Source organism: Bacillus sp. 3103sda1 (genome assembly GCF_024159135.1).
GTDB lineage: Bacteria > Bacillota > Bacilli > Bacillales > Bacillaceae_G > Bacillus_A > Bacillus_A rhizoplanae.
Genome location: NZ_JAMYWS010000001.1, coordinates 1,788,785 through 1,803,878 on the forward strand (window position 1 = coordinate 1,788,785; position 15,094 = coordinate 1,803,878).

The 15,094-nt window shown below is 35.6% G+C and carries 10 protein-coding genes and 3 pseudogenes; 10 read left to right on the plus strand and 3 right to left on the minus strand.

Going from position 1 to position 15,094, the window contains the following annotated elements; translation table 11 throughout:
* Positions 1-62: 62 nt before the first annotated feature.
* The 10 genes and pseudogenes from NKR74_RS08980 (at position 63) to NKR74_RS23915 (ending at position 12,456) form a co-directional block, all read left to right on the plus strand.
* A complete protein-coding gene (locus tag NKR74_RS08980; RefSeq protein WP_098309942.1) occupies positions 63-1,010 on the plus strand; it encodes a DNA-binding transcriptional repressor DeoR in 948 nt (315 codons plus the stop codon).
* A 140-nt stretch (positions 1,011-1,150) separates the two neighbouring features.
* Entirely contained in the window at positions 1,151-1,822 is a 672-nt protein-coding gene (gene deoC / locus NKR74_RS08985) for a deoxyribose-phosphate aldolase (protein WP_253629296.1), read from the plus strand.
* A gap of 111 nt (positions 1,823-1,933) precedes the next feature.
* Positions 1,934-3,115: a NupC/NupG family nucleoside CNT transporter gene (locus tag NKR74_RS08990; RefSeq protein ID WP_253629297.1), complete on the plus strand. Its 1,182-nt coding sequence runs from the start codon at positions 1,934-1,936 to the stop codon at positions 3,113-3,115.
* Positions 3,116-3,169: 54 nt separating this feature from the next.
* The gene (locus tag NKR74_RS08995; RefSeq protein WP_253629298.1) at positions 3,170-4,471 is read left to right on the plus strand and encodes a pyrimidine-nucleoside phosphorylase; all 1,302 of its coding nucleotides are present in this window, start codon (positions 3,170-3,172) and stop codon (positions 4,469-4,471) included.
* Positions 4,472-4,510: 39 nt separating this feature from the next.
* Complete coding sequence (locus tag NKR74_RS09000; RefSeq protein WP_253629299.1) at positions 4,511-4,906, plus strand: cytidine deaminase; 396 nt, start codon at positions 4,511-4,513, stop codon at positions 4,904-4,906.
* A gap of 554 nt (positions 4,907-5,460) precedes the next feature.
* Positions 5,461-6,936 carry a protein adenylyltransferase SelO gene (locus tag NKR74_RS09005; protein WP_253631116.1) on the plus strand — a complete coding sequence of 492 codons (1,476 nt, stop codon included), beginning with the start codon at positions 5,461-5,463 and terminating at the stop codon, positions 6,934-6,936.
* 299 nt (positions 6,937-7,235) lie between these two features.
* Positions 7,236-7,775 (plus strand): annotated as a pseudogene (topB, locus tag NKR74_RS09010) (DNA topoisomerase III); the annotation flags it as partial.
* Between the two features lie 700 nt (positions 7,776-8,475).
* Positions 8,476-10,354, plus strand: a pseudogene (gene ltrA / locus NKR74_RS09015) (group II intron reverse transcriptase/maturase).
* A gap of 154 nt (positions 10,355-10,508) precedes the next feature.
* A pseudogene (locus NKR74_RS09020) lies at positions 10,509-12,134 on the plus strand (type IA DNA topoisomerase); the annotation flags it as partial.
* Between the two features lie 193 nt (positions 12,135-12,327).
* The gene (locus NKR74_RS23915) at positions 12,328-12,456 is read left to right on the plus strand and encodes a hypothetical protein (protein WP_301287678.1); all 129 of its coding nucleotides are present in this window, start codon (positions 12,328-12,330) and stop codon (positions 12,454-12,456) included.
* A 47-nt stretch (positions 12,457-12,503) separates the two neighbouring features.
* On the opposite strand, the gene NKR74_RS09025 is transcribed toward NKR74_RS23915, so the two are convergent.
* From NKR74_RS09025 to NKR74_RS09035, 3 genes are all read right to left on the minus strand, one after another.
* The gene (locus NKR74_RS09025) at positions 12,504-13,094 is read right to left on the minus strand and encodes a LysR family transcriptional regulator substrate-binding protein (protein ID WP_253629300.1); all 591 of its coding nucleotides are present in this window, start codon (positions 13,092-13,094) and stop codon (positions 12,504-12,506) included.
* 147 nt (positions 13,095-13,241) lie between these two features.
* The gene (locus NKR74_RS09030; protein ID WP_253629301.1) at positions 13,242-13,907 is read right to left on the minus strand and encodes a nitroreductase family protein; all 666 of its coding nucleotides are present in this window, start codon (positions 13,905-13,907) and stop codon (positions 13,242-13,244) included.
* Between the two features lie 41 nt (positions 13,908-13,948).
* On the minus strand, positions 13,949-14,797 hold the full coding sequence (locus NKR74_RS09035; RefSeq protein ID WP_253629302.1) for a VOC family protein: 849 nt from the start codon (positions 14,795-14,797) through the stop codon (positions 13,949-13,951).
* Positions 14,798-15,094: the final 297 nt, after the last annotated feature.

Genomic DNA, 15,094 nt, shown 5'->3' on the forward strand with positions numbered 1-15,094 from the left:
CATGAAATGTTATGATGCCATTAAGGTAGAATAAGTTTGGAAGGGGTATAGAAATAACGAATATGGACAAAGAAAAACAACAATTAAGCGTTGAAGTTGCAAGGTTATACTACCAATCTGATTATAGTCAACAAGAGATTGCAAATAAATTAAATATCTCAAGGCCGACTATCTCGAGATTGTTAAAATATGCAAAAGAAAAAGGATTTGTTCAAATTAAAATAACTGATCCATTTGCTGATTTAGATAATGTAGGAAACCTACTTAAAGAAAAATATAACTTATTAGAGGCGCATGTCGTATTTTCTCCAGTACCAGAATATACGGCCATTACAGAGTATATTAGTAAGTATGCTGCAGAGTATATGGAAAAGACTGTTACAAATGGTGATGTTGTTGGTGTAAGTTGGGGAACGACGATGTATGAAGTCGCTAGAAAAATTGTCCCGCAGCATGTGAAAGGGGTAGAAGTTGTCCAATTAAAAGGAGGTATTAGTCATTCAAGTGTAAATACATATGCGAATGAAACAATTGCCTTGTTTGCGGACGCCTTTCAAACAACACCGCGAAACCTACCGCTTCCAGTTATATTTGATAATGCAGTTACAAAAGAATTAGTAGAGCAGGATCGGCATATTCACCATATTGTTGAGATGGGAAAACAAGCTAATATTGCTATTTTCACAGTGGGAACTGTTAGAGATGAGGCATTATTATTTCGACTAGGTTATTTGAATGAACAAGAAATGAACTTATTGAAAGAACAAGCTGTTGGGGACATTTGCTCACGTTTCTTCGATGGAAATGGTAATATTTGCAGTGAGGAAATTAACCAGCGCACAATTGGTATTGATTTAGAAGAGTTGCGCTTAAAGAAGCGCTCTGTTCTTGTTGCAGGAGGCTCTAGAAAAGTAAAGGCAATTGATGGTGCATTAAGAGGCGGATATGCGAATGTGTTGATTATCGATCAGCATACAGCAAAAGAGTTGCTACATTATCAAAAGGGCTAGAAATAGAAGGTTCTCCCAAAAGTATGATTTTGAGAGAACCTTTTTTACAAAAACATTTGAACAAAATTTCAAAAGCGTGTTTACATTTGTTCAAATGGGAGTTAGAATGAAGTTGTTAAAAGATATGAGGAGTGAAAAAAATGAACATTGCAAAGTTAATTGATCATACAGTTTTGAAACCGAATACTACGAAAGAAGATGTTATGAAAGTCTTAGAAGAAGCAAAGAAATATAATTTCGCTTCTGTTTGTATTAATCCTACATGGGTAAAATTAGCTGCTGAAGAATTAGCAGGGCATAATGTGGATGTTTGTACAGTAATCGGATTCCCTTTAGGTGCAAATACAACTGAGACAAAAGTATTTGAAACAAAAGATGTAATTGCAAAAGGTGCAACAGAAGTAGACATGGTAATCAATGTTGGTGCTTTAAAAGATGGAGATAATGAATTCGTAGAAAACGATATTCGTGAAGTTGTACAAGCTGCAAAAGGAAAAGCACTTGTAAAAGTTATCATTGAAACTTGTTTATTAACAGATGAAGAAAAAGTACGTGCTTGTGAATTATCTGTAAAAGCTGGTGCTGATTTTGTAAAAACTTCAACTGGATTCTCAACTGGCGGTGCAACTGCGGAAGATATCACATTAATGCGCAAAACTGTTGGAGAAAACGTTGGTGTAAAAGCATCTGGTGGCGTTCGTACGCGAGAAGATGCAGAGAAAATGATTGAAGCTGGCGCTTCTAGAATCGGAGCAAGTGCTAGTGTTGCAATTGTATTAAATGATACAAACGGCGTTTCAGATAACTATTAATTCATAAAAAGTTGTAAGCAATAGATACACGAATTGCTGAGAAGCATAGTGTATCTATTGCTTTAACAATCAAAAAATATGTAAGCGGATACGAAAAAGGAGGGGATTTTTATGAAATATGTAATCGGTATCATAGGCTTGATAATTGTGTTAGGTATCGCATGGCTTGCAAGTAATAATAGAAGAAAAGTGAAATATCGCCCTATTATAACGATGATTATACTTCAGTTTATTTTAGGTTTCTTACTATTAAATACAAGTATCGGGAACGTACTAATTGCTGGAATTGCAGATGGTTTTGGACAATTGTTAAAGTATGCTGCTGATGGTGTTAACTTTGTATTTGGTGGTTTGTTAAATCAAAAAGAATTTTCATTCTTTTTAGGAGTATTAATGCCAATTGTGTTTATATCAGCTTTAATTGGTATTTTGCAGCACTTTAAGGTATTGCCGTTCATTGTGAAATATATTGGTTTAGCTTTAAGTAAAGTGAATGGAATGGGAAAACTTGAATCATATAATGCTGTAGCTTCAGCAATTTTAGGGCAGTCAGAGGTATTCATCTCTGTTAAGAAACAATTAGGTTTATTAAGTGAAAAAAGATTATATACACTGTGTGCTTCTGCAATGTCAACGGTGTCCATGTCTATAGTGGGATCCTATATGGTGTTATTAAAACCACAGTATGTTGTAACCGCTTTAGTGCTGAACTTGTTTGGTGGGTTTATCATTGCTTCTATTATTAATCCTTATGAGGTTACGGAAGAAGAAGATATTTTAGAAGTACAAGAGGAAGAGAAAAAGACCTTTTTTGAAGTATTAGGGGAATATATAGTAGATGGCTTTAAAGTTGCTATTACAGTAGCTGCTATGCTAATTGGATTTGTTGCTTTAATTGCTTTTATTAATGCCATTTTTAAAGGAGTAATTGGTATCTCATTCCAAGAGATTCTTGGTTATGTATTTGCACCATTTGCATTTATTATGGGGGTTCCTTGGAATGAAGCTGTTAATGCCGGTAATATTATGGCGACGAAACTTGTATCAAATGAGTTTGTAGCTATGACAAATTTAGCACAAGGAAACTTTAATTTTTCAGGAAGAACGACTGCTATCATATCGGTGTTCCTAGTTTCATTCGCAAACTTCTCTTCAATCGGAATTATCGCTGGAGCTGTTAAAAGTTTACATGAAAAACAAGGAAATGTGGTAGCAAGATTTGGTTTGAAACTGCTTTTCGGAGCAACTTTAGTAAGCTTTTTATCCGCAACAATAGTTGGATTAATATATTAAGAGTTTAATAAGTTTACCCTTTACAAAATAAAATAAGAAGGATTGGTGATTAGGATGAGAATGGTAGATATTATTGCAAAAAAACGTGATGGTAAAGAACTAACAACAGAGGAAATTCAATTTTTTATTAAAGGATATACAGATGGATCAATCCCTGATTATCAAGTAAGTGCACTAGCAATGGCTATCTTTTTCCAAGATATGTCTGATCGTGAACGTGCTGATTTAACAATGGCTATGGTGAATTCTGGAGAGACAATTGATTTATCAGAGATTGAAGGGGTTAAAGTAGATAAACATTCAACTGGCGGTGTTGGTGATACAACAACATTGGTTTTAGGACCATTAGTAGCTGCTTTAGATGTACCAGTTGCAAAAATGTCTGGACGTGGTCTAGGGCATACAGGTGGTACGATTGATAAATTAGAAGCAGTTGAAGGATTCCATGTTGAGATTACGAAAGAGCAATTTATTGATTTAGTGAATCGTGATAAGGTTGCAGTTATTGGACAAACAGGTAATTTAACACCTGCCGATAAAAAGATATATGCACTACGTGATGTTACCGGAACTGTGAATTCGATTCCATTAATCGCAAGTTCAATTATGAGTAAAAAAATTGCAGCTGGAGCTGATGCAATTGTTCTTGATGTTAAGACAGGAGCAGGAGCATTTATGAAAACAGAAGAGGATGCGAAAAAATTAGCACATGCAATGGTTCGAATCGGAAATAATGTTGGCCGTCAAACAATGGCTGTTATTTCAGATATGTCACAACCACTTGGCTTTGCGATTGGTAATGCTCTTGAGGTGAAGGAAGCAATTGATACGCTAAAAGGAGAAGGTCCAGAAGACTTAACAGAATTAGTGCTTGTATTAGGAAGCCAAATGGTTGTACTTGGTAAAAAAGCAAATACATTAGAAGAAGCACGTGAAATGTTGAAAGAAGTTATGAAAAATGGAAAAGCGATTGAGAAATTCAAAGAGTTCTTACGTAATCAGGGCGGAGATAGCTCAATTGTAGATCATCCAGAAAAATTACCACAAGCGAAATATGTAATTGATGTACCAGCTAAAACTTCAGGTGTTGTGTCTAACATTGTTGCAGATGAAATCGGTATTGCTGCGATGCTTCTAGGAGCAGGTCGTGCAACGAAAGAGGATGAAATTGATTTAGCGGTTGGCTTAATGCTACGCAAAAAAGTTGGCGAAGTTGTAAAAGAAGGAGAGCCATTAGTTACGATTTATGCAAATCGCGAAGATGTTGAAGATGTAAAAGCTAAAATTTATGAAAACATTTCTGTATCAGAAAAGGCTGAAACTCCTAAATTAATTTACACTGTGATAACTGATTAATGCTTAACAGAATTACATTTACTTTGAGGAGGAAATGATATGGATAAACAAAAATATATTGAAGAAGCTACAAAGATGTTGTCAAAAGCTTATATTCCATATTCAAAGTTCCCTGTTGGAGCGGCACTCGTTACGAAAGATGGTAAAATTTATACAGGCTGTAACATAGAAAATGCGTCTTATGGTTTATGTAATTGTGCCGAAAGAACAGCAATATTTAAAGCAGTGTCAGAAGGAGAGCGCGATTTCAGTTATTTAGTAATAACCGGTAATACGGATGGTCCTATTTCACCATGCGGAGCGTGCCGACAAGTAATCGCAGAATTTTGTGATCCGCAAATGCCAGTATTATTGACAAATCAAAAAGGCGATGAAAAAGAAGTAACAGTTGAAAGTTTACTGCCAGGTGGATTTTCAATTAATGATTTAATGTAATGAAAGATATATTATGTAATTTGTAAATGATAAAATAAAGAGGCTATTCCCAATATTAAATAAAGGGATAGCTTCTTTTTTATAAATAATTCGTTCAAATTGCAATAATATAGATAACACATATCTGCTAGCAAATAGATATACCACATATTCTGCCAATTTTTTTATATTAATGTATTATAATTAGAAGGGTGTTTACTATTACTTAATATTTAATTCAATAGTTTTCGAATCGATGCAGTACAAAATTCATAATTTGTCGGAAATAGTATAATAAATTAACCGAAGTAGACACTAAAAAAGGTTGCTTTGTATTGATGTAGAAATACATAACTAAAATACCATTTAATTATTAGAGTTTTTGTTTTATCCCGCATTAACGGGCAGTAAGTCCCCCACCTCAAGATTTAGAGAAAAGCGAAGAAGAAAGGTGGGAGATAACTGCCCGTAAAAGCCCGATTGGTTCAACTAACCATCCGTGGGGGATGAAGAAAACCCCCACGGATGGAAGTTTCACTTTATGTAAAAAAGATAAAAGAAGAAACGGTGATACAATGACAAATAAAAAAGAAAGAATAGAAACAGGATGGAACTTAGATAATAGCTATGCCCGTCTACCGGAATTATTTTTCACCAGCCTCAATCCAACACCTGTTCGCTCACCGAAGTTGGTTATTCTCAATGATTCGTTGGCAACATCCCTAGGATTGAACATCGAGGAACTAGAAAGTGACGATGGAGTAGCGGTGCTTGCAGGAAATCGGATTCCCGAAGGTGCGTTTCCTCTTGCTCAAGCTTACGCGGGGCATCAATTCGGACATTTTAACCGGCTCGGAGACGGCCGAGCTCTGCTGCTTAGCGAGCAAATCACTCCCTTAGGTGAGAGGGTGGATATTCACCTGAAAGGTTCTGGTAGAACACCATACTCTCGCCGGGGGGATGGTCGAGCGGCACTTGGACCGATGCTACGCGAATATATCATCAGCGAAGCAATGCATGCGCTTGGTATTGCTACTACCCGTAGTTTAGCGGTGGTAACAACCGGTGAATCAATCTTTCGCGAAACCGAGCAGCCTGGTGCAATTCTTACCCGTGTGGCTGCAAGTCATTTGCGCGTTGGCACCTTTCAGTACGTTTCCAAATGGGGCACTGTTGAAGATCTTCAAGCCCTAGCTGATTATACAATACAGCGACATTATCTAGACGTTGACGCTGCTGAAAATCGCTATCTTTCCCTGCTTGAGGAAGTGATTAAGCGTCAAGCTCAGTTGATTGCAAAATGGCAACTTGTTGGTTTTATTCATGGGGTGATGAACACCGACAATATGACCATTAGTGGGGAAACCATTGATTATGGTCCTTGTGCCTTCATGGATACTTATGATCCGGAAACGGTATTCAGTTCCATTGATCTTCAAGGTCGCTATGCTTATGGCAATCAGCCGTATATTGGTGGATGGAATCTTGCAAGGCTTGCTGAAACTTTATTACCACTATTGCATAGTGATTATGCAAAATCGATGGAAATGGCTCAAGATGCAATTTTAAATTATAATGAGTTATATCATTCGAACTGGCTCGCTGGAATGAGAGCTAAATTAGGGATATTTAACGAAGAAGTACAGGATAAAGCACTTATTGAAGACCTCCTTACTATCATGGAGAAGTATCGTGCGGACTATACGAATACTTTCCGTGCGTTAACTTTTGATAAGCTGGAGGATATGGCCTTGTTTGAAACTCCAGAATTCAATCAGTGGCATGAGCAGTGGCAGGAAAGACTAGGTAGGCAGGAAGAATCAAAAGATTCTTCACATTTATTGATGCGGAAAAACAATCCTGCGGTAATCCCACGGAATCACAGAGTAGAAGAAGCTTTGGAAGCTGCTGTGAAACATGGAGATTACAGCGTGATGGAACGTCTTCTTAATGTCCTTTCAAATCCTTACGCGCACTCCCCAGAACAAGATGAATATGCGACGCTACCTGCGCCATCATCCTGTCCTTACCGAACTTTCTGTGGCACATGATATAGAAAAAGGGATGGTTCTTTTCGTTTTTCTGCAATCATGTTGACACGTTATTATAATTTAAGGTTTGTATAAGATAATGCTACTTCTTTATTTGAAGTAGCATTATTTTAGTTTGTCATTTTTTTCTTTTTAGTATTAACATACCAATCTGCTCTATTGTGAAGTTGCTAGGATTAAGCGTATAATATGATAGGTCTAAAACATATAAAGCGAATTGTGAGCGATAGATATTTTTCATCACTTAAAAAAATAGATACAATGATAGTAACACTGGCATTTAGATAGGGAGTTATGAAATGAAATTAATTATTGCCGAGAAACCAGATCAAGGTTTAGCGCTTGTTTCTCAATTTAAATATCGACGAAAAGACGGTTATTTGGAAGTGGAAGCAAATGAATTGTTTCCGAATGGTGCTTATTGTACGTGGGCCATTGGTCATTTGACGCAATTATGTAATCCAGAACATTATCATACTGAGTGGAAAAAATGGTCATTAGATACGTTGCCAATGATTCCAGAGCGTTTTCAATTTGAAGTAACAAAGTCAAAGTATAAGCAATTTAATGTTGTGAAACAGTTGTTACATAATCCGCAAGTAACAGAAATTATTCATGCGGGAGATGCTGGGCGTGAAGGGGAATTAATTGTACGGAATATCGTTAATCTTTGTAATGTCCAAAAACCGATGAAGCGTCTGTGGATTTCTTCTTTAACGAAGCAAGCAATCTATCAAGGATTTAAAAACTTACTTGATGAAGCAGATACGATTAATACATACTATGAAGCATATACACGATCATGTGCGGACTGGGTTGTTGGAATGAGTGCGACACGTTAGATAGTGAAAAGCTATCTTATCCCTACGTGTTATGAAATAAAACAAATAAGGGATAAAGTCTTATTTCGAGGAGTGGAATGATGAAGTAACGTTCTGAAACGCTCCCTTTAATACTCCGACATGCGATTTCCTATGTGTATATGGAAATGGTGTGAAGCTCGGTGAAGTCGAGTGAAATATACCGTAGTGTTCAGTGAACAACCGAAAAGGCAGTAGCGGTACTGTCCGTATATGATAGCTCGGAAGTCGTTAAAAACTTAGTATGGTGAGAATGTGGTAAAACACTGACGAACTGGCGAATGTACGCTCCTACGATCTGGCTTAGAGAAATCTGAGTTTATCATTCTGTGGTTGAGTAAGAATTCATTCTATGAAAAACCATGCAACGTTACAGGCGTTGGATAGAATGGTGGGGTATAGTCAGCACCTAACCTAATGTAATTTTGATAGAAATAAGGCAACGTGGAAAGCTGGGAACGTAGAGAGGACACACTCAATGAAGCGTTATAAGGAAATGCGTAAATAGCGAATAACCTTGTTTTATCCCAGTGAGAGTAGTGGCATGACCGTTGAAGTTCTTGTAATGAGAACAGAGGAATAGCCACAAGTCAATTTTAGAAACAAATCGGAAACCCTAATCATTTTCATAGGTTCGTGTAAGACAACTAGCAACACGTCCGATAGGAAGTGATTAACTATGAGTGATGTAGTTCAAAAGGAACTAAAAGATAGCAAGTTGCGACATGCTGAGTACTACGGTATGACACCAACGTTTGATTTGCTGTTCAAGGAAAGTTCCGAGAATGCGATATTCAAAAACCTAATGCAATATATCGTATCTGATGATAACTTGCTACTAGCGTACAGAAATATTAAACGTAATAAAGGAAGTTACACAGCAGGTATTGATAAATTGACAATCAAAGATATTGAAAAACTTAGTACAAATGAATACCTATCCATAATGAAGAAAAGATTTTCTTGGTATCAACCGAGGCGTGTCAAAAGGGTAGATATTCCTAAACCAAACGGAAAGACAAGACCACTAGGAATTGCATCTATTTGGGATAGGCTGACACAGCAAAGCATTCTTCAAGTGATAGAACCTATCTGCGAAGCAAAAATTCAATACTCATAGCTACGGATTTAGACCTAATAGGTCAGTGGAACAAGCAATCGTTGATTGCGGTCATAGAATTAACTTTAATCAATGTCGTTATGTGGTTGATGTGGATATCAAAGGCTTCTTCGATGAAGTATGCCACAGCAAACTCATGAAACAACTTTGGACTATTGGTATCAGAGACAAACAACTATTAGCAATCATTGGGAAAATGCTGAAATCACCTATTGTCATGCCTAACGGCATAGTGATAATTCCAACAAAAGGAACACCGCAAGGTGCAGTTCTTTCCCCTCTGCTAGCAAACATTAATCTAAATGAGTTTGACTGGTGGATATCAAAGCAATGGCAAGGACGTCGCTGTAAAGAAATTATAAACCAGTACGCCAAAGGTAAAGGTGAAGTTAAATCAAATCATTATCGCAAATTAAGGTCAAGTACAACACTCAAGGAGTTCTACTATGTCCGGTATGCTGATGACTTTAAAATATTTTGCAAGGACAAGAAAACTGCTGAACGCATTTACCATGCAAGTAAACAGTGGCTTGAAGATAGGTTACGTCTACCAATTTCAGAAGAAAAATCCCAAATAACTGATTTGTGGAATGAAAGAAGTACATTTTTGGGATTTGAGTTGAAAGCTGAAAGAAAAGCTGATAGATATGTTATGCACACTTATGTATCGCAAAAAGCAATAAAAAGTATAAGGTATCAGCTTAAAACTCAAATACGAGCCATCCAGAAAAGCCCAAACTCAAAAGAAACAGTAGCTGAAATTAGTAGATATAACGCTTTGGTATTAGGTATTCATAATTACTATAATATAGCTTCGCATGTAGCGACTGATTTTAATGGCATCCATTACTCTGTAATGATAAGCCTTAAAAATCGGCTACGTGGATTGAGTAAAACAAGCAATTATAAGACAAAAGACAAAGGTATTATGAAATACATGAAGTCGAAAAATATGAGGTATTTGCTTGACATGCCGATTATCCCTATTGGCTATGTTAAGCAACGAAAACCATTAGGCAAGAAAAGTTCGACTAATAAGTACACCCCGCAAGGGCGTGTAGAAATTCATAAAAACCAGAGTCTAGTGTCTGAATATATGCTTCAATGGTTAAGAGAGAATCCTATTATAAATGAACGTGCTACAGTTGAGTACAATGATAATCGTATATCAAAGCTTGTCGCTCAACATGGAAAATGTGCTATCACAGGCAGGGAACTGGCTTTCAATGAAATCCACTGTCATCACATTATTCCTCATCATGAATCAAAAGATGATAGATATGTAAATTTAGTGGTTATCCATCATGATATACATTTACTTATCCATACAAATGACCCTAAAAATATAAGCAAGCTCTTAACCTTATTTGATCTCAACGAGATCCAACTTGAAAAACTTAACAAATTTAGAAAGAAAGTTGGAAACAAAGCTATATAGCAATATTGAATAATATAATCGCATTAAAAAGAACTAATATTATCAGATTAGGGAAAACAAAGATATGTCTAAATTGATGGAACGCCGTATGCGGTGAAAATCGCACGTACGGTGTGGAGCGGGGGAAAAGTTGGAGATAGCATCAAAAACTTACCTATCGCTATATGCTTCCCGTGTTTTTAGTATTTTACTAAAGAAAAAAGGAATGAATGATGTTTTTTCAGCGGGACGTGTGCAAACACCGACACTTGCATTAATTGTGAAACGTGAGAAAGAAATAGAAAACTTTAAATCAGAGCCATTTTGGGAAGTGTTGGCAACCTTTAATATAGAAGAAAAGAAATATGAAGGTAAGTGGGAACAGGACAATGAATCTCGCTTAAAAGATCCGAATATGGCAAATAAAATCGCTGCATTTTGTCAAAATAAGCCGGCTGAAGTGAAAGAAATGAAAACAGAGCGGAAAGAGTTTCAGCCACCATTTTTATTTAACTTATCATCGTTACAAGCAACGGCGAATAAAGCATTTAAATTTTCACCGAAGAAAACACTTGATATAACACAAGCGTTATATCAAAAAGGGATTGTTTCTTATCCGCGTTCAGATTCTAACTATGTAACAGAAGGGGAAGCTGCAACGTTTCCTGATATTTTGCAGAAATTAAGTCAGTTTGAAGAATATAAAGGTGTATTGCCAGCGCCAATTCCTTCTATTATGAATAATAAGCGATATGTGAATGAAAAGAAGGTAACAGATCACTACGCAATTATTCCAACAGAACAAGTAACAAATCCAAGTAAATTATCGGGTGATGAAAGAAAAATTTACGATATGATTGTGAGAAGATTAATTGCGGCACACTATGAAGCTGCGATTTTTGACTATACTACAATTACAACGCTCGTTGATGGACGTGCTGAATTCATTTCAAAAGGAAAACAGCAAATTCAAGAAGGTTGGCGTAAAGTCATTTTCCAAGATGATAAAGATGAAGAAACAATTCTTCCAATTGTACAAGAAGGAGAACAAGGAAAAGTTGCAAAGGTGAAAGTGAAAGAAGGAAAAACGCAACCACCAAAACGATATACAGAAGGTCAGCTCATTACGCTAATGAAAACAGCCGGGAAGTATTTAGAGAACGAAGAACTGGAAAAAGTATTAAAAAAGACAGAAGGTTTAGGGACGGAAGCAACGCGAGCTGGTATTATTACTATGCTGAAGGATCGAAAGTATATTGAAGTAAAGAAAAATCAGGTTTACGCGACTGATAAAGGAAAAGTACTCATAACTGCAATTGGTGATAAAATTTTAGCTTCACCAGAAATGACAGCAAAGTGGGAGCAGCGCCTTGCCGAAATTGGAGAAGGTACAGCTTCACCAGCAACATTTATGGAACAAACGAAAAAGCTCTCAGCAAAAATTATTGAAGATGCAATTGAAATGTCTGAGAAATGGGATTTCACGGGGTTACATGTAGAATCTATTGAACGATCTAATTCTAAATTTACAGTTGGTAAAAAAGTCGGACAATGTAAAAAGTGTGATGGAGATGTGATCGATAAATCTACTTTTTATGGATGTTCGAACTATAATACAACGAAATGTGATTTCACAATCTCTAAAAAGATATTAGGAAAAACGATTTCGCAAAAGAATATGAAAAAGCTATTAAAAGGTGAACAGACGGAACTAATGAAAGGTTTCAAGAAGAACGATAAAATGTTTGATGCGAAGTTAGAGTGGAAAGATGGGAAGATTAATTTTGTGTTTGAGAAGTGATGGAAGGTGTTACGCTATGTCGTAACACCTTTTTCAATTAAGAACGAAGTTGGAAAGGGAGTAAATGAGTAATGAATTTAATTTTAGGGAATAAATACAAAAACAAAATGCTTGAGTTAAAACTAGTTAAAAAAATCAATAGTACTTTATAAAAACGTATTGTATATTTAATATTTAAAAAAGGACGTGCAGAATGAACAAAGAGAAAAAATATACAGTTGTTGGCACTGATATTGAAGAAGTGAAGAAGCTTAATAAGAAGTCTGGTTTAACATATAACGAAGTAAAACAATTATTAGTGAAACAAATGAAACAAAAGTGAGTATACATGAAGCCACAAACAATACGTTTGTGGCTTCATGTATACTGTTATAACTGATTACATACTAAAAAAGCATTTATGATAGGAGTTTTTTCTGTAAATGCAAGGCTAATTTGACGATATTTTTTTTGCTTTAGTTTTTTTATTTCAATGTTTGTATGAGACTTAAAAAATAGTTCAGGGCCCATGCTAATCCCGAGATTTTGTGAAACCATATTAACAATCGTTTCGCAATTCAGTACTTCTAATATAATGTTTGGGAATACATCATGAGCAGATAAATTTTCTAAGACTAATGATTGATAAGGAGCTTTTGGCATAATAAAGTCCATATTAGTAATTGCTTTTATATCAATTGTTTTTTCATTAACTAGCGGATGATTTTTCGGTAAACCTAAGACAATTTCATCTTTTGCAATAGATACCGATTGAAAGTGTTTTTTTGTCGTTTCTTCTATAACGAATCCTATATCTACGGTGCCATTATTAACCCACTCCACAATTTCTACATACGTACCTTCGAACAATATTACTTTGACTTCTGGGTAGCTTTTTTTAAGATTTGATAGCATTGTCGGTAATACTTGGGCTGCAGCACTTGTAACTTTTCCATATTTTACAGGTGGTATATTAGTCATTGCAATTGGGTTACAGTTTATTCTAATAATAAGAAATCAGTAGAGCGAAATAAATGGTACAGGTTTAAATTGTAGTTTATGAAAAATATAAAAATAGTCTAAGTCAAAATATGTAATGTGACTTAGACTATTTTTATTTGTTAGGTATTATTTAAAGAATTTAATACGTTCTTCTGTTGGTTTAAATTCTTTGTTATTCGCCGGAGCAACAGGTTTACCAAATGGCATTTGGGCAATTAACTTCCAGCTACTTGGAATATTCCATTCTTTTTTCACTTCATCGTCAATAAGAGGATTGTAGTGTTGCAGTGTCGCACCAAATCCTTCAAGTTCTAAAGATGTCCAGATAACAAATTGAAGCATACCAGATGATTGTTGTGACCATACAGGGAAATTATCTTTATATAGGGCAAAATTCTCTTGTAAGTATTCAATTACGCTATTGTCCTCAAAGAATAATACTGTACCATAACCGTTTCCAAATACGGTCATTTTTTCTTCTGTTGAACTAAATTGATCAGCAGGAACAATTTCTTTTAATGTGTTTCTTGTAATATTCCACAATTTATCATGTTGTTCTCCTAACAATACGACTACTCGTGCACTTTGTGAATTGAAAGAAGAAGGTGTATGTTTCACAGCGTGATTTACAATTTCTTGAATACGTTCGTCTGAAATGACAGCCTCTTTACTAATTGCATAAATAGAACGTCTATCTGCTACAGCAGAATAAAAATCTTTTGTTGTATGTTCTGCATGATTTACTTCTTCTTGCCTAGTTGAATTTCCAAATAATTTATTTAAAAAACTCATTTTATACACCACCAAATTTTATTTTTTAGTTATTACTTTCTTCAAATACATAATTGAATATGGTTACCTGAAGGATCTTTTGTAACAATAACCCCATCTGTTACTGTTACTGATGCCCCAATGTCTTGGAGACGTTTCACAGCTTGAGTTCGTGTTTCTTCATCTGGGAATAAAAGTGAAAAATGCTTTAATCCCACGCTGTTTGCTGCCGGAGAAGGTGCCCCAATACCATTCCATGTATTTAAACCGATATGATGATGATATTTTCCCGATGAGATAAACAATGCTTGATGACCGTATCTACTTACAGCATCAAACCCAAGACCAGTACAATAAAACTCCTCTGCTTTTCCTAAATCAGCAACATGTAAATGAATATGTCCCATTACTGTGTCACTCGGAAGACCAGTCCAGGTTTCGTCTTTAGCGGCCGATAAAATGTCACTTGCTATAGGCTCAGTTGTCATTGTTACTTGCCCGTCATTCCACTCCCATGTTTCAAAAGGACGGTCTACATAAATTTCAATTCCATTTCCATCAGGATCTGCTAAATAAACGGCTTCACTCACAAGATGATCAGAGGCTCCTTGTAAAGGATAATCCGTTTGGATGAGATGATATAATGCCTTTGCTAAATCAGAGCGATGAGGTAATAAAATTGCAAAATGATATAAACCAGTTGTGCGTGGTTGTTTTGGTAATATATTTTCTAGTTGTTCGATTGTTAAAAGTGGAGTCTTTCCATCTGCTGTTAGTACAGCTTTCGTTTCTGATTGTTCGAGTATTTGGAATCCTAATTTTTCTCGATAAAAAGAAAGGGAGCGTCCTAAATTTCCAATTAATATGTGAACATGACTTACAAAAGTATAAGGATGATGTTGAAATTTCATCTTTGTTCCTCCTTTGTTCGTAATAAAGTTTTAGTGATGTAAATTAGTTTGAATGAACAATCGAAAGGTATTAAAAAAACATTAAATATTATCTAATTACTTTATGTAAGTAAGTATAGAATTGTGTTTAAGTTATGTCAAGTATATTACTAAAAAATCGTATTTATGAAATGTATTAAATGCTTATTTGTTACGAAATAGGGTGGGGAATTTGTGGGGAAATATGTTATTTGGCTCTGGTATTAGCATTTGTAGTAAAGGGACCTTATATTTAGCAAATTATCAATGGAATTAATC

Coding starts and splice junctions, on each gene's coding strand:
- NKR74_RS08980 (WP_098309942.1), top strand. CDS start 63: ATGGACAAAGAAAAACAACAATTAAGCGTTGAAGTTGCAAGGTTATAC.
- deoC (WP_253629296.1), top strand. CDS start 1,151: ATGAACATTGCAAAGTTAATTGATCATACAGTTTTGAAACCGAATACT.
- NKR74_RS08990 (WP_253629297.1), top strand. CDS start 1,934: ATGAAATATGTAATCGGTATCATAGGCTTGATAATTGTGTTAGGTATC.
- NKR74_RS08995 (WP_253629298.1), top strand. CDS start 3,170: ATGAGAATGGTAGATATTATTGCAAAAAAACGTGATGGTAAAGAACTA.
- NKR74_RS09000 (WP_253629299.1), top strand. CDS start 4,511: ATGGATAAACAAAAATATATTGAAGAAGCTACAAAGATGTTGTCAAAA.
- NKR74_RS09005 (WP_253631116.1), top strand. CDS start 5,461: ATGACAAATAAAAAAGAAAGAATAGAAACAGGATGGAACTTAGATAAT.
- NKR74_RS23915 (WP_301287678.1), top strand. CDS start 12,328: ATGAACAAAGAGAAAAAATATACAGTTGTTGGCACTGATATTGAAGAA.
- NKR74_RS09025 (WP_253629300.1), bottom strand. CDS start 13,094: ATGACTAATATACCACCTGTAAAATATGGAAAAGTTACAAGTGCTGCA.
- NKR74_RS09030 (WP_253629301.1), bottom strand. CDS start 13,907: ATGAGTTTTTTAAATAAATTATTTGGAAATTCAACTAGGCAAGAAGAA.
- NKR74_RS09035 (WP_253629302.1), bottom strand. CDS start 14,797: ATGAAATTTCAACATCATCCTTATACTTTTGTAAGTCATGTTCACATA.